Origin of the sequence: Flavobacterium sp. HJJ (genome assembly GCF_015351475.1) — a bacterium.
Taxonomy (GTDB): Bacteria; Bacteroidota; Bacteroidia; order Flavobacteriales; family Flavobacteriaceae; genus Flavobacterium; species Flavobacterium marginilacus.
Genome location: NZ_JADKPR010000004.1, coordinates 68122 through 87473, shown reverse-complemented (window position 1 = coordinate 87473; position 19352 = coordinate 68122). Strand labels below are relative to the sequence as shown.

Annotated in this window: 16 protein-coding genes and 3 tRNA genes; 12 read left to right on the top strand and 7 right to left on the bottom strand. The window is 36.0% G+C overall.

Features of this window, described 5'->3' with window-relative positions; genetic code table 11:
• Nucleotides 1-151: 151 nt before the first annotated feature.
• From dnaE to IRZ80_RS04795, 6 genes are all read left to right on the top strand, one after another.
• Nucleotides 152-4675: a DNA polymerase III subunit alpha gene (gene dnaE / locus IRZ80_RS04820; RefSeq protein WP_194640427.1), complete on the top strand. Its 4524-nt coding sequence runs from the start codon at nt 152-154 to the stop codon at nt 4673-4675.
• Nucleotides 4676-4955: 280 nt separating this feature from the next.
• Nucleotides 4956-5918, top strand: coding sequence for an outer membrane beta-barrel protein (locus IRZ80_RS04815; protein WP_194640426.1), 963 nt, complete (start codon nt 4956-4958; stop codon nt 5916-5918).
• A gap of 301 nt (nt 5919-6219) precedes the next feature.
• Nucleotides 6220-6537, top strand: a complete 318-nt coding sequence (gene trxA / locus IRZ80_RS04810; RefSeq protein WP_007805142.1) for a thioredoxin — start codon at nt 6220-6222, stop codon at nt 6535-6537.
• A gap of 173 nt (nt 6538-6710) precedes the next feature.
• On the top strand, nt 6711-7637 hold the full coding sequence (locus IRZ80_RS04805) for a DUF58 domain-containing protein (RefSeq protein ID WP_194640425.1): 927 nt from the start codon (nt 6711-6713) through the stop codon (nt 7635-7637).
• Nucleotides 7638-7723: 86 nt separating this feature from the next.
• Nucleotides 7724-7797: transfer RNA gene (locus IRZ80_RS04800), tRNA-Asp, on the top strand.
• 247 nt (nt 7798-8044) lie between these two features.
• A tRNA-Asp gene (locus IRZ80_RS04795) sits at nt 8045-8118 on the top strand.
• Between the two features lie 125 nt (nt 8119-8243).
• Here IRZ80_RS04795 and IRZ80_RS04790 read toward each other — a convergent pair.
• The 3 genes from IRZ80_RS04790 to mce form a co-directional block, all read right to left on the bottom strand.
• Entirely contained in the window at nt 8244-8456 is a 213-nt protein-coding gene (locus tag IRZ80_RS04790; protein WP_194640424.1) for a hypothetical protein, read from the bottom strand.
• Between the two features lie 369 nt (nt 8457-8825).
• Nucleotides 8826-8899 (bottom strand) — tRNA-Ile (locus IRZ80_RS04785).
• 126 nt (nt 8900-9025) lie between these two features.
• Entirely contained in the window at nt 9026-9427 is a 402-nt protein-coding gene (gene mce, locus IRZ80_RS04780) for a methylmalonyl-CoA epimerase (protein WP_194640423.1), read from the bottom strand.
• 375 nt (nt 9428-9802) lie between these two features.
• Here mce and rbfA point away from each other — a divergent pair, with 375 nt between their 5' ends.
• Entirely contained in the window at nt 9803-10195 is a 393-nt protein-coding gene (gene rbfA, locus IRZ80_RS04775) for a 30S ribosome-binding factor RbfA (protein ID WP_194640422.1), read from the top strand.
• Between the two features lie 3 nt (nt 10196-10198).
• Nucleotides 10199-11398: an ABC transporter permease gene (locus IRZ80_RS04770; RefSeq protein WP_194640421.1), complete on the top strand. Its 1200-nt coding sequence runs from the start codon at nt 10199-10201 to the stop codon at nt 11396-11398.
• On the opposite strand, the gene IRZ80_RS04765 is transcribed toward IRZ80_RS04770, so the two are convergent.
• Nucleotides 11395-11982 (bottom strand): DUF3575 domain-containing protein, encoded by a 588-nt coding sequence (locus IRZ80_RS04765; protein WP_194640420.1) that lies wholly within the window; start codon nt 11980-11982, stop codon nt 11395-11397. The two genes, IRZ80_RS04770 and IRZ80_RS04765, sit on opposite strands and share 4 nt — an antisense overlap.
• Nucleotides 11983-12041: 59 nt before the next feature.
• Nucleotides 12042-13034 carry a tRNA dihydrouridine synthase DusB gene (dusB, locus tag IRZ80_RS04760; protein WP_194640419.1) on the bottom strand — a complete coding sequence of 331 codons (993 nt, stop codon included), beginning with the start codon at nt 13032-13034 and terminating at the stop codon, nt 12042-12044.
• A gap of 397 nt (nt 13035-13431) precedes the next feature.
• On the opposite strand from dusB, the gene lepA reads away from it, so the two are divergent.
• The 4 genes from lepA to IRZ80_RS04740 all read left to right on the top strand — a co-directional run bounded on the left by lepA (nt 13432) and on the right by IRZ80_RS04740 (nt 17908).
• Nucleotides 13432-15228 (top strand): translation elongation factor 4, encoded by a 1797-nt coding sequence (gene lepA, locus IRZ80_RS04755; RefSeq protein ID WP_115814728.1) that lies wholly within the window; start codon nt 13432-13434, stop codon nt 15226-15228.
• Between the two features lie 237 nt (nt 15229-15465).
• Nucleotides 15466-16017: a DUF2306 domain-containing protein gene (locus IRZ80_RS04750; protein WP_317174725.1), complete on the top strand. Its 552-nt coding sequence runs from the start codon at nt 15466-15468 to the stop codon at nt 16015-16017.
• A complete protein-coding gene (locus IRZ80_RS04745; RefSeq protein WP_194640418.1) occupies nt 16014-16886 on the top strand; it encodes a YARHG domain-containing protein in 873 nt (290 codons plus the stop codon). Before IRZ80_RS04750 ends, IRZ80_RS04745 begins: the two co-directional genes overlap by 4 nt.
• Before the next feature lie 62 nt (nt 16887-16948).
• Nucleotides 16949-17908, top strand: coding sequence for a helix-turn-helix transcriptional regulator (locus tag IRZ80_RS04740; protein ID WP_194640417.1), 960 nt, complete (start codon nt 16949-16951; stop codon nt 17906-17908).
• A gap of 48 nt (nt 17909-17956) precedes the next feature.
• On the opposite strand, the gene IRZ80_RS04735 is transcribed toward IRZ80_RS04740, so the two are convergent.
• Both IRZ80_RS04735 and IRZ80_RS04730 read right to left on the bottom strand, forming a co-directional pair.
• A complete protein-coding gene (locus tag IRZ80_RS04735; protein WP_194640416.1) occupies nt 17957-18436 on the bottom strand; it encodes a DinB family protein in 480 nt (159 codons plus the stop codon).
• A gap of 208 nt (nt 18437-18644) precedes the next feature.
• Nucleotides 18645-19166 (bottom strand): hypothetical protein, encoded by a 522-nt coding sequence (locus IRZ80_RS04730; RefSeq protein WP_194640415.1) that lies wholly within the window; start codon nt 19164-19166, stop codon nt 18645-18647.
• Nucleotides 19167-19352 lie beyond the last annotated feature (186 nt).

Below are 19352 nucleotides of genomic sequence, written 5' to 3'. Positions count from 1 at the left end.
AAAGAAAGCATATTTTGCAATACCTCTTTTTAAATGCATGATATTTCATTTTGTTTGTTAATAACTTCACTTTCCATTCCCTTAAAAATAACCTAATTTTGAAATTCACTTTTTGTAATTTTAGAAAATTACAATCACTTCATTTGCAATTATGTACTTAATATTCGATACCGAAACTACTGGATTACCTAAGCGTTGGGATGCGCCCATTACCGATTCTGATAACTGGCCCCGCTGTATACAAATAGCCTGGCAGCTGCATGATGAGATGGGAACACTTATCGAACATCAGGATTATTTGGTAAAGCCGGAGGGGTTCAATATTCCATATGATGCCGAGCGTATTCACGGAATTTCGACCGAATTGGCGCAACACGACGGTATTTCGCTGATGGAAGTTTTGGAGAAATTCAATATCGCTTTAAGCAAATCGAAGTTTATAGTAGGTCAGAATTTAGGTTTCGACGTTAATATTATGGGAGCCGAGTTGCACCGAATGGGAGTTGATTCGCCAATGAGTTCGATGCCCGTTTTGGACACCTGTACCGAAGTAACTGCTTCATTATTGAAACTGCCTGGAGGTCGTGGGGGGAAATTCAAATTACCAACCTTAACGGAATTGCACGAATATTTATTCAGTGTTCCTTTTGCGGAAGCGCACAACGCAACTGCCGACGTTGAGGCAACCACGCGTTGTTTTCTGGAGTTAATTCGTCGTGAAGTTTTTACAAAAGAAGAATTGGATGTTCCGAAGGATTATTTTCAAACCTTTCAGAATAAAAACCCAAGGGAAATTCCGTTAATCGGACTGAAACACATCAATCTTAAAAAAGCTTCGGATGCTGTTAGAGAACAGCTGAAAGCATTAGCTTCGGATGATAAACAGACCGTCGTTTCCGATTCGGATAAACAGGGATTAAAAGAAGCCAAGTTTGCGCATCTGCACAATCATACACAGTTTTCGGTTTTGCAGTCGACTATCGGAATTGGGAATCTGGTATCGGCTACAGCCAAAAATAAATTTCCTGCAGTTTCGATGACCGATACTGGAAATATGATGGGAGCTTTCCATTTTGTTAGTGCGGTGATGAATCATAACAAAGGGGCTTCTGCTAAAAATAAAACGTTGGTTGAAAGCGGTGAAGAACCAACCGAAACTGAAATCAAACCTATTGTAGGCTGTGAATTCAATATTTGCGAAAATCATCTGGATAAGTCCAAAAAAGACAATGGTTACCAAGTTGTTTTATTGGCCAAAAATAAAAATGGCTATCATAATCTGGCCAAAATGGCTTCTATAGCCTATGTGAATGGTTTTTATTATGTTCCCAGAATCGATAAAACGATAGTCGAAAAATACAAGGAAGACATCATGGTGCTGTCTGGAAATTTATACGGAGAGATTCCGAGTAAAATTCTGAATATTGGTGAAAACCAAGCTGAGGAAGCTTTGATTTGGTGGAAACAACAATTTGGAGATGATTTTTATCTCGAAATAATGCGCCACAATCAGGAAGATGAAAACCGTGTCAACAAAACCTTAATCGAATTTTCGCAAAAGCACGATGTAAAGCTGATTGCGACCAATAATACTTTTTATTTAAACAAGGAAGATGCCAATGCGCACGATATTTTATTGTGTGTAAAAGACGGTGAAAAACAAGCCACACCAATTGGACGCGGACGTGGCTACCGTTACGGATTACCCAATCAGGAATACTATTACAAGTCGGAAGAGGAGATGAAAAAACTCTTTTCTGATTTGCCCGAAGCTATTATCAACATTCGGGAAATTGTAGACAAGGTCGAAACTTACTCGCTCTATCGCGATGTATTACTTCCAAAATACGACATTCCCGAAGAATTTGTTGATCCCGAAGACGAAAAAGACAATGGTGTTCGCGGTGAAAATGCCTATTTGAGAGAATTGACCATGATAGGTGCTAGAAAAAGATACGGTGAGATTACCGAATCGATTCAGGAACGTTTGGATTTTGAGTTATTGACGATTTCCAATTCCGGATATCCGGGTTACTTTTTGATTGTACAGGATTTCATCGCCGAAGCCCGAAAAATGGATGTTTCGGTTGGACCGGGACGTGGATCTGCAGCAGGTTCTGCGGTGGCATATTGTTTGGGAATTACCAATATAGACCCGATTAAATACGACTTACTTTTTGAGCGTTTCCTAAACCCGGATCGTGTGTCGATGCCCGATATTGATATCGATTTTGATGACGAGGGTCGTGGTCGTGTAATGGATTATGTAATCAATAAATACGGTGCCAATCAGGTGGCACAGATTATTACTTATGGTAAAATGGCAACCAAATCGGCGATTCGTGATACGGCTCGTGTATTAGATTTGCCGTTGTTTGAAGCTGATAGAATTGCAAAACTGATTCCGGGAATGATGCCGTCCAAATGGAATTTGGCGCGTTTTCTTTTTGAATCAGAAGATGAGGTTAAAAAAGCATTAAAAGGTGCTGATGAATTTGAATTGGTTAAAGAATTAATCGCTATTGCCAATGAAGATGATCTGGCTGGAGAAACCATTCAGCAGGCAAAAATTTTGGAAGGTTCTATGCGAAATACAGGTATTCACGCCTGCGGGGTGATTATCACGCCATCGGATATTACCAATTATGTGCCTGTTACTACCGCCAAAGATTCCGATTTATATGTAACGCAGTTTGATAACTCGGTTGCAGAGAGTGCGGGACTGCTGAAGATGGACTTCTTGGGTCTGAAGACCCTGACCCTGATTAAGGACACGGTAAAATTGGTAAAATACCGAACCGGAATTGAACTCGATCCCGACACTTTCCCGATTGACGATGTCAAAACCTATGAGCTGTTCCAAAGAGGTGAAACCGTCGGAATCTTCCAATATGAGTCACCTGGGATGCAGAAATACATGAAGGATCTGAAGCCAACAGTTTTTGGGGATTTAATTGCAATGAACGCCTTGTATCGTCCGGGACCTTTGGAGTATATTCCGTCTTTCGTTCGAAGAAAAAATGGTGATGAGGAAATCCAATACGATCTCGATGCCTGTGCGGAATATTTGTCAGAGACTTATGGAATTACTGTTTATCAGGAGCAGGTAATGCTTTTGTCCCAGTCGCTGGCAGGATTTACCAAAGGTGAAGCTGACGTTTTGCGTAAAGCGATGGGAAAAAAACAAAAGGACGTTCTGGATAAAATGAAACCTAAATTTGTCGAGCAGGCTTCTGCCAAAGGCCATGACGCAAAGGTTTTGGAGAAAATCTGGAAAGACTGGGAAGCTTTTGCTAGTTACGCCTTTAATAAATCGCACTCGACCTGTTATGCATGGATTGCGTACCAAACCGCTTTCCTGAAAGCGCATTATCCAGCCGAATATATGGCGGCGGTACTTTCGAATAACATGAATGATATCAAGCAGGTATCGTTTTTCATGGAAGAATGTAAGCGTATGGGACTGCAGGTTTTGGGGCCTTGCGTGAACGAGTCATATTATAAATTTACGGTAAATGATGATTATGCGGTTCGTTTCGGAATGGGTGCTATAAAAGGTGTTGGATCCGGTGCTGTTGCCACGATTGTCGAAAACAGAAAAGACGGAAAATATAAGTCAATTTTTGATTTGGCGAAACGTATCGATCTGCGTGCCGCTAATAAAAAAGCGATTGAAAATTTAGCGTTGGCTGGCGGTTTTGACTCTTTTGAAGGAACTACAAGAGCACAGTATTTTCACGATGATGGCGACGGAATTACCTTTTACGAAAAAGCCATGCGCTATGGTTCCAAGTATCAGGAAAACGAAAATTCCTCACAGGTAAGTCTGTTTGGCGAAAGCAGTGATGTGCAGATTGCCGAACCGGTTGTGCCTCCGTGTGAAGACTGGAGCACGATGGAAAAATTGGCCAAGGAAAAAGATGTTGTCGGGATTTATATTTCGGGACATCCATTGGACGACTATAAATTTGAGATGAAATATTTTTGTAATGCAAAGCTTGAGGCTTTGAAAAATATGGAACAATATGTAGGCAAGAACCTGACTTTTGGCGGAATTATTACAAACGTTCAGCACCGGGTTGCAAAGAACGGAAAAGGATGGGGGACTTTTGTTTTGGAAGGATATGACGAAAGTTATGAATTTAAAATTTTTGGAGAAGAGTATTTAAAGTTTAGGCATTTCTTTATTCAGAACAATTTCACTTTCATGAAAGTGCTGATTAAGGAAGGCTGGGTGAATCAGGAAACCGGTAAAAAAGCAGAACCTAGAATGCAGTTTGTTTTGGTGCAGTATCTGCAGGATGTACTGAGCACTTTTGCTAAAAAATTGATTCTTTTGTTGAATATTAAAGATATTGAAGCTGAATTTGTTCATAAGCTGAATCATCTTTTCCAAGAGTATAAAGGCGACAATACTGTAGCTTTTGAAATCATGGAACTCGAAAAAATAAAGCGTCTTGTCGAAACAACACCCGAGTTTGAAACTGACGAGGAAACATTTGCGGATGAAAATGAAGAAGCCGTTGAGGCAGCAGAGGCCAAACAAGTCACCGAAGTCGAAGAAATAAAAGTAGTTACTAAATTAGCGATGCCGAGCCGAAAACTTAAGGTTCAGATATCGAATGAACTCTTATTCGAATTGGAGAAAATGCAGATTAATTTTAAGCTTAATTAGGTTTCTTCAATGTGATTTTTATCAAGTCTTGCTGTAAAAAACTGTTAAAAACATAGATTAAAAGCGATTTTTTAATTAAATTGTAGTATTAGTATTTCTTTTTTGATTTGTTTAAATAATTATTTTTGTAATATAGATGGATAATTATTTTAATTTTAGTAATAATTATAAGTTTTTATTAAAAAAATTAACTAATTAGTATTTATTTTTGTTATTTTTTCATCAATTCACGAAGTATCTGTAAATTAAGTATATTTTTGTCTGAAATTAAATTTTAAAAATGAAGACAAAAATATTTTTATTAGGGTTGTTAGTATCTACAGTGACTATGGTAGGACAGACTAAAAGTACAGCTGATAGTAAGCCGGAAACTTGGTATTTTAAATTAGGAGGTTCTTATTTTATCCAGACTGCTGCTACAGAATTTCCAATTGTTTCAGGAGCATTGCCAAACACAGATGTGTATGCTGCTGACGGAACTACATTGGTGTCTAGAGAAACAAATCATGGCTCATTTGGAGAAGGACTCCGTACGAGTTTAAATGTTGGATATCGTTTTACTACACGTTTAGGTGTTGAGATGGGAATTAATTATTTCTCAGGGAAAGATAAAACGATGGTTGAAACTGTACATAAACTAGCGGCAGCAGGCCCTACTTTTGTGTCTGGAACTGCTGAAGGGAAAATCAATGCTCTAGATTTGGCACCAGCTGTTGTTTTGTTTTTAGGAGAGACCAACGGATTTGAGCCATATACTAAAGTGGGGGTTATTGTTCCTGTTTATGGAGATTTAACTATTGAAACAAAGAGAACTTACAGTAATGCAGCCGGGACTACAAATACATATGCAAAAGATGTAGTGCTGCCAAATCCAACAGTTGGTTTTATGGCGGCTTTGGGTACTTCTTATAAATTAAGTAAAAATATTTCTCTTTTTGCTGAATTAGAATACCGTAATTTCACTGTTCACGGAAAAAGCAAAGAAACAAAAGAGTATACAGAAAACGGAGTAGATAAATTGAATACGCCTACTGCTTTCCGTTCAGATGCATCTTATTCTGCAAGTCATGTGGATTATGTAGAACAGCTTAACAGTAATTCAAACAGTTATTTATTTAATCCTAATACTGCAACATCAAATCCTACTGATACAACGAGACCAAACGACGCAATGAATGATATTAGTTCTTATGTTGGGATTTCTGGATTAGGTTTGACTTTTGGGTTGAAATACAGTCTGTAATTAAATATGCTTGAAAATAGAATGAAGACCTTCTGAAAAGAGGGTCTTTTTTTTGGAAAAAAATATCTTGAATACACAAATGCCCTAGCCCAGATGGAAACGGCATCCTATAGTCCCGGGGTTCGGGACTATAGATATAGTGTACAGCTGGAATTAGCTCCAAATTATTCGGAAATAACAATTAGCAATACATTTATAATGAAAACTAATTTTGGAATGGCATTTGATTGGGTTTTAATTTCTAAATTTGTGCCCTAGTTAAAAACAAATTAGCATTTTTTAAACATAAAATAAAAATAGTATGGCATTAGCAATAACAGATGCTACTTTTGATGAAGTAGTTTTGAAATCAGATAAACCGGTAATGGTAGATTTTTGGGCAGCATGGTGCGGGCCTTGTAGAATGGTTGGACCAATCATTGACGAACTAAGCAGCGAGTACGAAGGGAAAGTGGTTGTAGGGAAAGTTGATGTAGATGCAAACCAGGAATTTGCTGCAAAATACGGTGTTAGAAATATCCCGACTGTATTAGTTTTTCATAATGGAGAAGTAGTAGGAAAACAAGTTGGAGTAGCTCCAAAACAAACATACGCTGATAGTTTAGATGCTTTATTGTAATCTAAATTGAAATAAGCTGAAAAGGTCTGACGAAAGTCGGGCCTTTTTGTTTTTAAATATTTTGTTGTGTTAGGATTTTTATAGTTAAGCATAATGATACTTAATTAATGGTTTGCTTTTAAATTGTTATTAGCACGATGTAGTGTGTTCAAACTTTTTTATACATTTGGAATATGAAGATCGAATCGCAGATAGAAAAAATATCCAGTTTTCAGCATTTGGAACTGTTGGCCAATCAAGTGGTGGAAGGCTTTATTTCGGGAATGCACAAAAGTCCTTTCCATGGATTTTCGGCTGAATTTGCTGAGCATAAAGTGTATAATACAGGGGAAAGCACCAAGCATATTGACTGGAAGTTATTTGCCAAAACAGACCGTTTGTATACCAAATGTTTTGAGGAAGAGACCAATTTGAGATGTCATATTATCATTGACAATTCCTCGTCGATGCATTATCCTAAATTGAAGGACAATCAGCCGTTTTATGAAAGCAAAATTGGTTTTTCGGTATTGGCATCGGCAGTTTTAATGAACCTGCTGAAAAAACAGCGTGATGCTGTGGGATTAAGCATTTTTTCAGACAGTTATGAATATTATGCACCGGAGAAAGGAAGCGACCGCCATCACAGAATGATATTGAATAAGCTGGAAGGTCTTTTGGAAGTCACCAAAGAAAAAAAACAGACAGATACGATAACCTATTTGCATCAGATTGCTGAGAAAATTCATCGCCGTTCGATGATAATTCTCTTTACTGATATGTTTCAGGGTGAAAATGAAGAAAAGCTTTTTAATGCGTTGCAGCATTTGAAACACGACAAGCACAAAGTGGTTTTGTTTCATGTTGTTGATAACGAAACGGAACTTAAATTTGATTTTGACAATGCCCCGAGAAAGTTTATTGATGTCGAAACAGGAGATGAGGTAGTGATTTTTGCAGATAATGTGAAAGAGGAATATGAAAAACAAGTTGATGCATACTTTAAAAAGCTGGCGTTAACCTGTGCTCAGAATAAAATAAAGTACATTTCTGTGGGGGTTAACGAAAGTTTTGAAAAGATTTTGACAGCCTACCTCGTTGAAAAACAAAAGTTTGGATAAACGGTATAAAATTTTTTTAAAATTCTCTAATAAAAGGCTTGCGTAAACGAAAATCTATTGTATCTTTGCCACCGCAATAAAGCAGAGGTTTGGTAGTTCAGTTGGTTAGAATACATGCCTGTCACGCATGGGGTCGCGGGTTCGAGTCCCGTCCAGACCGCAATATTGGGAAAAGCCTTTCGTAACAGAAAGGCTTTTTTGTCCAAATACGGTATCTAAAGCTAGTTGTGTTGTTTCTCGTCCAATAATAATGACGGGATCGGTTTGTAGTTAGACCAATGAAAAGCTTTCCACTTTGTGGATAGCTTTTTTGATTTTAAGGGAGTTATAATTTTTTTTGATTCTTGTGTTATAAAATAGTTGCATAAACAAAAAATTATTGTATTTTTGCACTCGCAATAAAACAGGGTTTGGTAGTTCAGTTGGTTAGAATACATGCCTGTCACGCATGGGGTCGCGGGTTCGAGTCCCGTCCAGACCGCAAATATTTTTTAAAGCCTTTCTTAACAGAAAGGCTTTTTTTATGAATGTGTAATGTCCTGAAATCAGGGATCGATCTCTTGTTGTAAAGCGGAAAAAAGTAAAATTAAATAAAAAAGACCAATTTTATATTGGTCTTTTTTTGTTTAATTTGTAATTATATATGATGTATATGCCGAATAGGACAGCTATAAAGACTGCTATTGTCATATTTTCGTTTATTGGAAGCGGGTCTTCTGGAGGTTCAGGAGCTGGGACGTCTGCATGGGCGACATGTCCAGATAGGCAAAAAAACAGAATGCAGCCTTTGAGTATTATTTTATTTAAAAATGTTTTCATTTTGGGGATGTGGTATTATGATTTTTTAAATAATCCTTGAGTGCAAAAATATGTTTTTTTTTATATTGAAAATAAATTAATTACGATTAAATACAAAATTATACGGTAAATCAACTATGTGAATTGTGAAATAAGAGTAAAAACCTACATAAAAACAAATTTAAGTAAGTGTATTTTTTAATATTATAAAATTAAAATTCCTTTGAGGGAATATTTTTTACAAAATTAAAGATAAGATTTTAAAATTTAATTTGTCTTATTTTTTTTAAAAAGTTGAAGAGTATTTGGAATTTTTGAAATAATTTTAAATGCAGAAAATAAAAAAGCCCTACAAACGCAATGTTTATAAGGCTTTATATTCTTAAAAAGTGGTCCCACCTGGGCTCGAACCAGGGACCACCTGATTATGAGTCAGGTGCTCTAACCAGCTGAGCTATAGGACCGGTTAAGAGTTTGCAATATTACTACATTTTTTTGATTGTCACAAGCGTTTTTTATGTTGATTTTGAATTATGTTATTAGAATGTAAAATCTTTTTTGAAAAGAACTGATTATGAATTGACTAGTTTTTATTTTATTTCCTGGCAGAGTTCAATTAATACACCATTTGTGCCTTTTGGGTGTAAAAAAGCGACTAATTTATTGTCGGCACCTTTTTTGGGGATTTCGTTTAGGACGATGAATCCTTCGGATTTAAGGCGTTGAATTTCGGAGAGGATATTTTCGACATCAAAGGCAATGTGATGGATTCCTTCGCCTTTTTTTTCGAGGAATTTGGCTATCGGACTATCTGGGTCGGTGGCTTCGAGGAGTTCTATTTTGTTAGGACCGTTCATGAAGAAAGATGTTTTTACACCTTCGCTTGCAACTTCTTCTTCTTTATAAGCAGGTTTGCCAAAGAGTTTTTCGAATAACAGATTGGATTCTTCAAGGTTTTTGACTGCGATGCCTATGTGTTCTATTTTTTTCATTTTGAATGTTAGTTTAGAGATTTGCTGATTCAAAGAATAATTTCACGCGGATTGTATATATTTTGCTTTGCTTATTCGCTATTGCTCGGGATGCAGATTGAAAATGCGAATTTAGAGCGTATTGCTTGAACTGCTTTTTTTGAAATTTTCCCAAAAATGCCAATTATTTACTCTTTAGCCCCGACAGCAGCGAAAATCCTCCTGTGCTGGGGTTCGGCACGGGAGATTGCAGCGGATGGCGGGAACCCATGTCTGCCGAAAATGCCTCAATCATTCGCTCCTTATTTGGTTTATAAAACTTAAAACAAATATAAAAAACTTTAGGAGTTTATGACTTTGTGGGGCTGTCTCTCAAAAAAATAGTATTTTTGCGCTATGGAAACAAATAGACAGAAAAAAATAGGCGGGGTGATCCAAAAAGATTTGGTTGATATTCTGCAGGGTGAAGTGAGAAAAAACGGAATTACGAATTTGATAATTTCAGTATCCAAGGTTACGGTGACTACAGATTTGTCTGTGGCGACGGTGCATTTAAGTATTTTTCCTCAAGATAAAGCGCAGGAAACGCTTCAGGGTATCAAAACAAATACTACTTTAATTAAGCACGATTTGTCGCAAAGGGTGCGTCTGCAATTGCGCAAAGTGCCTAATTTGGTTTTCTTTATTGATGATTCTTTGGATTATATCGAGAAGATTGATAATGCATTGGCAAACAAGGAGAATCCTATAGAGAATAGAGATTTGTTGGATAAACGCAGATTTAAATAAGATTTGAATTTTCCTCTTTACATAGCCAAGCGGTATATTTTTAGCAAAAGTAAAAGTAATGCTATCAATATTATTAATCGTATTGCGAGTCTTGCGACTATTGTGGGAGCGATGGCGCTGTTTGTGGTGCTTTCGGTTTTTACTGGGCTGAAGGAATTCAGTCTTTCCTTTACCAGCGATATTGATCCTGATCTTAAGGTGAGCAGTACGCTTGGAAAATCTTTTTTTATTGAACCAAAACAGGAAAAAGACATTAAGGAGATTGATGGTGTCGCTTCATATTCGAAAATTGTAGAGGAAAGGGTCTTGTTTACGTTCAATGGAAAACAGGAGGTTACTTTCCTTAAAGGAGTTGATTCTTCTTTTAACAAAGTTAGTCATTTCGACAAAAAAATATACAACGGACAATGGCTGGAGCCAAATACTTTTCAGGTTGTGGTTGGATATGGTACGGCGCAGAAATTTTCGATGGGATTGCTTGATTATAAAAATGCTTTTGAGGTTTTTGTTCCAAGACCCGGTAAGGGAGCTATAGAAAATCCTGAACAGGCCTTTAATAAAACCGATATTTTTCCAGTTGGAATTTATGCCATCAGTGAAGATCTGGATTCCAAATATGTGTTTGCCGATTTAGGTTTGGCGCAGGAATTATTGGAATATAAGGAAAATCAGGTTTCGGGTATAGAAATAAAATTAAAGAAAGATGCTGACGAAAACGCTGTGACTGCAAAACTGAATTCAATCTTCAAAAATAAAATTACGATAAAGAACAAGGCACAACTTAACGAGGCCTTGTATAAAATGCTGAATACAGAAAATATAGCAGTCTACCTCATATTTACTTTGGTGATTGTGGTGGCGCTTTTTAACTTGGTTGGAGCACTTATCATGATGATTTTGGATAAAAAAGGAAACCTCAAAACCCTTTTTAACCTAGGAACCGACATCAAGGATTTGAGAAATATTTTTCTTCTTCAGGGTGTTTTGCTGAGTGTTTTTGGCGGGATCATTGGATTGTTGTTGGGAGTTGTTATTGTGTTGCTGCAGCAACAGTATGAACTGATAATGATAACTCCAACACTGGCTTATCCAGTGGTTTTTACTTTTGAAAATGTTGGGATTGTAATGGCGACTATTGTTACGCTTGGTTTTTTTGCTTCGATGATTGCAAGCAGCAGGGTGAGCAAGAAGCTGTTGGATTAAAAATCGTATCCAATTCTTATTTTAAGATCGACTGCAGTATTGTTGTGGTCACAGTCACAGCCTTTGCTTTTATTAAATATATTATATTGGTAACCCACGCCTCCTGAAAATTCATAATTGAAATGTTTTGCAAAAGCTCTGCGGATTCCATATTTAGGAATAATAGTAATTGATGAAACAACATCAAAATCACCGTTATTTATTAATGGAGTCTTGTTAGAAATATATGACGTTTCCAATGAAATATAATTGGAAGAATTGTTATAGGTCTTTTTTCCAAGTCTTTTACGTCTATCTAAACTATAGTACCATCTTGGCTCAAGTGTTAGATAAGGACTAATAAGTGTCGCAGTTTCATCTTTAATTTCAGGATCTTTATAATCTCTCGTAGAAGATATTAATGTCAGCCCTATTTCTGTTCGAAGTGAAATTTTTCTTTGCAATTGAGTTTCATAATAAAAACTTGTACTTAGCAAACCCAACTGAACGCCATATAAATTTTTCTCAACCGAAATTTTTTCTGCTTCTTGTGCATTTGCGATGAAACTGATTAAAACGAAACCTAGTACTATAATTTTTTTCATTAACTCTTTTTTTGCAAAAGTAATTTTTATTTTACAAAATCAAAGAGAAGGATTAATTATTAAACAGCCTCATAATTAGCATAAGCTTCTTTAATATCATCCAAGTGGGCAAATAATTCTTCGGGGCGGTCTAGCGTTACTAGTTTTTGTCTGAAGGTTTTAAATGAATGAATTCCTTTGAAATAATTGGTGTAATGAGGTCTGGTTTCTACAATTCCGAGTCTTTCTCCTTTCCATTGCATTGCCCATGTTAAATGGTTGCGAACTGCTTCAACTCTGTCGACAACTGTTGGTTTAGGCAAATGTTCTCCTGTTTTGAAGTAATGCTTAATTTCGTTGAAAATCCAAGGATAACCAATGGCGGCACGGCCAATCATTATTCCGTCGATGCCGTATTCGTTTTTATAAAGCAATGCTTTTTCGGGAGAATCGATATCTCCGTTTCCGAAAATAGGCATCGTGATTCTTGGGTTGTTTTTCACACGGGCAATGTGAGACCAATCAGAGTGACCTTTGTACATTTGGGCACGAGTTCTGGCGTGAATGCTCAAAGCGGCAACGCCAATATCCTGCAGGCGTTCGGCAACTTCGTCGATATTTATCGAGTTGTCGTCCCAACCCAAACGGGTTTTTACGGTAACCGGCAAATGCGTGCTGTCGATAACGGCTTTGGTCAGACGGATCATTAAATCTACGTCTTTCAGAACTCCGGCACCGGCGCCTTTGCAGACTACTTTTTTAACAGGACAGCCAAAATTGATGTCTATTAAATCTGGATTTACCGTAGAAACTATTTTAGACGATAATGCCATAGCTTCTTCGTCTCCTCCAAAGATTTGGATTCCTACAGGTCTTTCGTAATCGAAAATGTCCAATTTCATTCGGCTTTTGATGGCGTCACGAATTAATCCTTCGGAAGAAATAAATTCAGAATACATTAAGTCGGCTCCATGCTCTTTACACAAACGGCGGAATGGAGGGTCGCTCACATCTTCCATAGGTGCTAATAGTAATGGGAATTCGGGTAATTCTATATTGCCAATCTTAATCATTGTCCTTGAAATTTTTTGCAAAATTACAACTTTTAAGTGAATAGAAAACAGCCCAACTGATAATAGGGGGTTAAAACCTTGATTTTAAATGCTGTTAGAAATGAATCAAGCTTTTTTTTGAAACATATTAGGACATATAAGTTTTTTAAAAGCTATGACTGTAAATTATTTTCAAACCATAATAAGGAACTTAAGGTCATTTAAGATTTGTTGGCTGAAAACTAAAACTTTACATGAGTTATATGGTAAATAAATAGTTTCGTGTTTTGAAACTTTGAAACTGTTGAATTTAGAGTATATTTGCAGATTAATTGTCGTAACGACGGGTTTGCGTGAGATTTGATATTAAGAGGAGAACAGCCAGTGGCTGTTCGGAATAACATAGACATTATCATAAATGAAACATATTAGGAATTTTTGCATTATTGCACACATTGACCACGGAAAAAGTACATTGGCTGACCGATTATTGGGTGCTACCCAAACGGTAACGGCTCGTGAAGAAAAGGCGCAGCTGCTGGACAATATGGACTTGGAGCGTGAACGAGGAATCACGATTAAGAGTCATGCGATACAAATGGAATATAAATATAAAGGGGAAGAATATATTCTGAACCTGATTGATACTCCTGGTCACGTGGATTTCTCTTATGAAGTTTCGCGTTCGATTGCTGCCTGCGAAGGTGCATTATTGATTGTTGATGCTGCGCAGAGTATTCAGGCGCAGACGATTTCTAACTTGTATTTGGCTTTGGAAAATGACTTGGAAATTATTCCGGTTTTAAACAAAGTCGATTTACCAAGCGCGAATCCAGAGGAAGTAAGTGACGATATAATTGATTTGCTTGGCTGTAAACTGGAAGATATTATTCATGCTTCGGGGAAAACCGGTTTTGGTGTGGAAAATATTTTGGCTGCGATTATTGAAAAAGTTCCTGCGCCGAAAGGAAATAAAGAAGAGCCTTTGCAGGCTTTGATTTTTGACTCACATTATAATCCTTTTAGAGGAATTGAAGTTATTTTTAGAGTTGTAAACGGTGAAATAAAGAAAGGCCAGAAAATTAAATTTATGGCTACCGGCAATGAATATTTTGCTGATGAAGTAGGAACTTTGAAATTAAATCAAGTTCCTAAAAGTGTGATTTCGACAGGAGATGTTGGGTATTTGATTTCTGGAATTAAGGAAGCCAAAGAAGTAAAAGTAGGGGATACTATTACTGATGCCAAAACGCCTACAACTAATATGATTACTGGTTTTGAGGATGTAAAACCAATGGTATTTGCCGGAATTTACCCTGTAGATACTGAAGATTTTGAGGAGCTGAGAGCTTCGATGGAAAAACTGCAGCTGAACGATGCTTCGCTGGTGTTTGCTCCTGAAAGTTCGGCGGCTTTAGGGTTTGGTTTCCGTTGCGGATTCTTGGGAATGCTGCACATGGAAATTATTCAGGAACGTTTGGAGCGCGAATTCGATATGACTGTAATTACTACGGTTCCTAACGTTTCGTATTTGGCTTACACCAAAAAAGAACCTGAAACAGCTGTTATAGTCAACAACCCTTCAGATCTGCCGGAACCTTCAAAACTAGACCGTGTGGAAGAGCCTTTCATCAAAGCGACTATCATTACCAAAGCTGATTTTGTGGGTAACGTAATGAGTTTGTGTATTGAAAAACGTGGTATTATCACGAATCAAACGTATTTGACTACGGAGCGTGTGGAATTGAATTTTGACATGCCATTGGCCGAAATTGTATTCGATTTTTACGACCGATTGAAAACCGTTTCCAAAGGTTATGCGTCTTTTGATTACTCTCCAATTGGAATGCGTGCTTCCAAACTAGTAAAACTGGATGTATTATTGAACGCTAATCAGGTGGATGCTCTTTCTGCTTTGATTCACGAAAGCAACGCTTACAACATTGGTAAAAAAATGACCGAGAAATTGCGTGAGCTGATTCCGAGACAACAGTTTGATATTCCGATTCAGGCGGCTATTGGTGCCAAAATCATTGCCCGAGAAACGATCAAAGCCTTACGTAAAGACGTTACTGCCAAATGTTACGGCGGGGATATTTCGCGTAAACGTAAATTATTAGAAAAACAGAAAAAAGGTAAAAAACGTATGCGTCAGGTAGGAAATGTTGAAATTCCGCAAGAGGCGTTTATGGCTGTTTTGAAGTTGAATGATTAGATTTTTTTTAGAGAATAGAAAAAAGAAACAAGAATAAAGAGGAAACCTGATGATGTAAAAATTGTCAGGTTTTTTTGTTTAATTTAAAAAAAATAAAACGATTTTATCAAACAAATTCATTTACTTTGGCATTCAAAAAAACCTATATTTTTTTTAAAAGTGATTCTAAAAAACTACAAACAAACACTTTGGCTAATAGTCTTTGTCTGGTTTTTTGTTTTAATGCTGCTCATAACATTGAAATATTTTCCAATTAGTTCAAATGTTGCTTTTTTACAAATAAAACAGACTGAAGTTATAGAGATTAAATCCTATCTCTTTATTTTTTATATCCATGTCTGCTCTTCTATATTTACATTACTTGCTGGCTTTACTCAATTTAATCCGAACATTTTAAAACAATTTCCATCTGTACACAAATGGATTGGGAAATTGTATGTTTTTGTGACTTTAGTATTAGCGTCTCCATCTGGATTCTTTATTGGAATCTTTGCTAATGGCGGATTTTATTCTAAAATTTCTTTTGTTATTTTATCCATTCTATGGTTTTACTTTACATTAAAAGGATTTATTTTGATAAAAAGAAACAATATCAAATGTCATAAAGCATTTATGATGCGGAGTTTTGCTTTGACTTTTTCAGCAGTAACCTTACGGTTATGGAAAGTTATCATTGTATCTTTATTTCATCCTGCTCCAATGGATGTTTATCAAATTATCGCTTGGTTAGGCTGGGTTCCTAATTTATTATTTATAGAATATTGTATATTTAAACAAAAATATAAATGAGAAAAATATTCATTCTATTGTTTATTCTAGGATTGATTTCCTGCAAAAAAGAAAAATTAGAAATTTCAGAAAAAGGTGAAAATGTAAATGATCCTTATAAAGATTTATATGGTAATTGGGTTGGCGATTTTGTAGCAAGTGTACATGATACTACCGACGATTTTGTTTATGTAAACAAAATAAATATTGTTATCAAAAAAATAGAAAAAAATATAGTATCTGGCCGAAGCATTGTTGCAGGTAGCAGCAGACCATTATCTGGTGAATTTAAAAAGATAGCTAACGGTTACGAGTTTATATTAAGAGAACCAGGAAATAGCAAATATGATGGGGAATTCAAATTTTCTATTGAAAATAAAGTATTAAAAGGAACTTGGTTTTCAAATGATAAAAACCAGCATGTTACACAACGTACTTTTGAATTAAAAAAACAAGAATTCGAATATAATCCAAATGCTATGCTGCCTAAAGATGGAGCTTATATGGATTATTATAGTGCAAGAATCGATACTATAATTGAGCAGCAGACTGATACGACCGAAGTTGCAGAAGTCTATACCGAAGAAAGCTATCGTACTGCTTCGGATATAATTAAAAAAATAAATTCTTCTACAACTAAATTGACCGAAAAAGGTCTTAAAAATTTGAAAAAGTTAGAGCTGGAAATTCTCCGAAATACTATTTATGCTCGACATGGTTATACTTTTAAGAAAAAAAGCTACCGCCAGTTTTTCGATTCAGTAGAGTGGTATATCCCTATTTCTGAAAATGTTGATAAAGAATTAACCTCTTTGGAAAAAAACAACATTAAGCTATTGGAACGTTTTGAAAAATATGCTGAAGACAATTATGATAGTTTTGGAAGATAATCAACAAATGATTCAATCTTTCCGAAAATCCATAATATAAACTAAATAAACATCCCACTAGTATGCTCGACGAGACCCCAAAACGTTTTGACCGCATTGTTGCCATTTTGATTCAATTGCAATCCAAAAAGATTGTAAAAGCACAGGAATTAGCCGATCGTTTCGAAGTGAGTTTACGGACTATTTATCGTGATATCCGCACCTTGGAAGCTTCGGGAGTTCCAATTTACAGTGAAGCTGGAGTGGGTTACGCTTTGATGGACGGCTACCGATTACCTCCTGTAATGTTTACCCGTGAGGAAGCCGGCAGTTTTATTGCTGCCGAAAAATTAATGCAGAAATTCATTGACACAGCTCTTGGAAATCATTATGCGTCGGCGATGTATAAATTAAAAGCGGTACTACGGAGCGATGATAAAGACTGGGTTTCGAGTATAGAATCCAGTATTTTGATGCAGTCTTCGGAGAAGCTTTTTAATGATAAAGCTCCCAATACTTTAGCCACGCTTTTTGAAAGTATTGCAGAGAAAACACAGGTCATTCTTTCGTATGAAGCAATTCAGTCAGAGGGAATTACTGTGAGGCATATTGAACCTGTTGGCGTTTTTCACGATAATAACAATTGGTACATGTTTGGTTATTGTCATCTGCGCAAGGATTACAGGCAATTTCGTGCTGACCGTGTTCATGGAATCCAAAAAACAGAAATCCCTTTTTCAGTAGAACATAATGCATTAGAGACGTATCTGGATAAAGATAAAAATGTTTCGACTACCAAAGTTCGGATTCTTGTGGAGAAAAGAATAGCCAGTTATCTGGCAAGCGACCGGAAATATTACGGCTTTGTTTCGGAAAAGGAAATGGATGGCAAAATTGAAATGACTTTTATGTCTTGTGATTCGATGGAAGGCCTTTCGCGCTGGTATCTGATGTTTGGAGATTATGCAACGATACTGGAACCAGAAAGTTTAAAAATCAAAACTTTGGAATTACTGGAAAGAAACAGACAGCGCCTTTTATAAAAAAAGCTCCTAAAACAAAAAATATTTTTTAGGAGCTTTTTTAGTTTTTTATCTTTCCCAGAAAAAAGGAGGTTCAATTCCTAATGCACGCAAGTACACATAACCCTGACCGCGATGATGAACTTCATTATCAATAAAATACAAAATATTATGGATAATTGGGAATTCGTACTGCCCAAATAAATTGAAAGTTTCGTTAAAATCTTCGATGGTTAATTTCTGCCAATTTTCATTAATTTCTGCTGTAGCTTCATCCCATTTTTCAAGATATTGTGCTTTGAAAATTAATTTTCCTTCTTCTGGATTATAAGGCTTAATTTCTCTATTTACAATTCCTTTTAAAGCAGGTGCGCCAATGGCTAGAAGTTCGTCGGCCAATTTTGCAAAAGGTCTCATACCGCCAATTGAAAATTCAAAAAAATCTTTTTCTGGAAACAATTCTATTACACGGCGTGTCAAGGCGCGATGTCCTTGCCAGTGTTTCAATAAATCTTCGGGAGTAATAACTTGTGCTACTAATGTTTTCATAATTTTAAAGTTTTTATTTTACTTCTTCAAAATTAGAGAGGGCTGGTGACAACAGTTTGTCAGCAGCTTTTCAATTTTTATAAATTATTTAAAAACCTTAGTGTTATTGTTTCTTGGAGCAAAAAGATTAGGTTTTTCACTTGTAAGCAAAAAAAAACCACTATGAACAAAATGTCTTTAGTGGTTTGATTATTCTTTAATCGAATGTTTAATCTTCGGAGTACATTATTTTTGATAACAGATATTTTATCAAAAGTGCTGGTCCAAATGAGATAAATGTTGGGATTAATAGCTCAATATTCATAAATGTATCTCTGCTGTTAAAATAAAATTGGCAGGCAAATGGCATTATGATTGCGCCAATAGTAAATCCTATCATTGCTGGAATTGCTTTTTTAGGGTGTCCATAGTAACCAGCAAAACATGCAAGAACGATAGAAAGCATAACCATCGAAACGCTATTACCTCCTAGTACACCTACAGATATCGAAGAAACGATTGCTAAACCTAAAGCAATAATGTTTCTGTCGTTATAGTCCCTTTTTTCATTAGCTTTATCCAAAAGGTCATGTTTGTGACTTCTAATTACATCCATCACCAGCTCTTTGGCTGTTTGCTGTTCAAATCCTAAACAAATCAAGTTGTTTTTTTCGATGTCGATATCAAAAGCTCCTGCTTTGATCTTCTTTTTTAAGTCTTCTATTTGACTATGGGTTAATTCATTATTCATGTTTTCTATAAATTTGGGGTATGCTAAAAATATAAAAAAAAACATACAATATCAAATTTTTTAACTATTTATTCAGATTTTTTGGAGGTTACAATTAGATTTATGTATAATTAACTGTTTGTTAGTGCTTTATAGCAAAGGAGGTGATTTGAAATTCTAATATTTTTGTTTAAATATGAGTTAATT

Coding starts and splice junctions, on each gene's coding strand:
- IRZ80_RS04740 (WP_194640417.1), top strand. CDS start 16,949: ATGCTCGACGAGACCCCAAAACGTTTTGACCGCATTGTTGCCATTTTG.
- mce (WP_194640423.1), bottom strand. CDS start 9,427: ATGAAAAAAATAGAACACATAGGCATCGCAGTCAAAAACCTTGAAGAA.
- IRZ80_RS04730 (WP_194640415.1), bottom strand. CDS start 19,166: ATGAATAATGAATTAACCCATAGTCAAATAGAAGACTTAAAAAAGAAG.
- IRZ80_RS04735 (WP_194640416.1), bottom strand. CDS start 18,436: ATGAAAACATTAGTAGCACAAGTTATTACTCCCGAAGATTTATTGAAA.
- IRZ80_RS04765 (WP_194640420.1), bottom strand. CDS start 11,982: ATGAAAAAAATTATAGTACTAGGTTTCGTTTTAATCAGTTTCATCGCA.
- IRZ80_RS04790 (WP_194640424.1), bottom strand. CDS start 8,456: ATGAAAACATTTTTAAATAAAATAATACTCAAAGGCTGCATTCTGTTT.
- lepA (WP_115814728.1), top strand. CDS start 13,432: ATGAAACATATTAGGAATTTTTGCATTATTGCACACATTGACCACGGA.
- IRZ80_RS04745 (WP_194640418.1), top strand. CDS start 16,014: ATGAGAAAAATATTCATTCTATTGTTTATTCTAGGATTGATTTCCTGC.
- dnaE (WP_194640427.1), top strand. CDS start 152: ATGTACTTAATATTCGATACCGAAACTACTGGATTACCTAAGCGTTGG.
- trxA (WP_007805142.1), top strand. CDS start 6,220: ATGGCATTAGCAATAACAGATGCTACTTTTGATGAAGTAGTTTTGAAA.
- IRZ80_RS04805 (WP_194640425.1), top strand. CDS start 6,711: ATGAAGATCGAATCGCAGATAGAAAAAATATCCAGTTTTCAGCATTTG.
- dusB (WP_194640419.1), bottom strand. CDS start 13,034: ATGATTAAGATTGGCAATATAGAATTACCCGAATTCCCATTACTATTA.
- IRZ80_RS04815 (WP_194640426.1), top strand. CDS start 4,956: ATGAAGACAAAAATATTTTTATTAGGGTTGTTAGTATCTACAGTGACT.
- rbfA (WP_194640422.1), top strand. CDS start 9,803: ATGGAAACAAATAGACAGAAAAAAATAGGCGGGGTGATCCAAAAAGAT.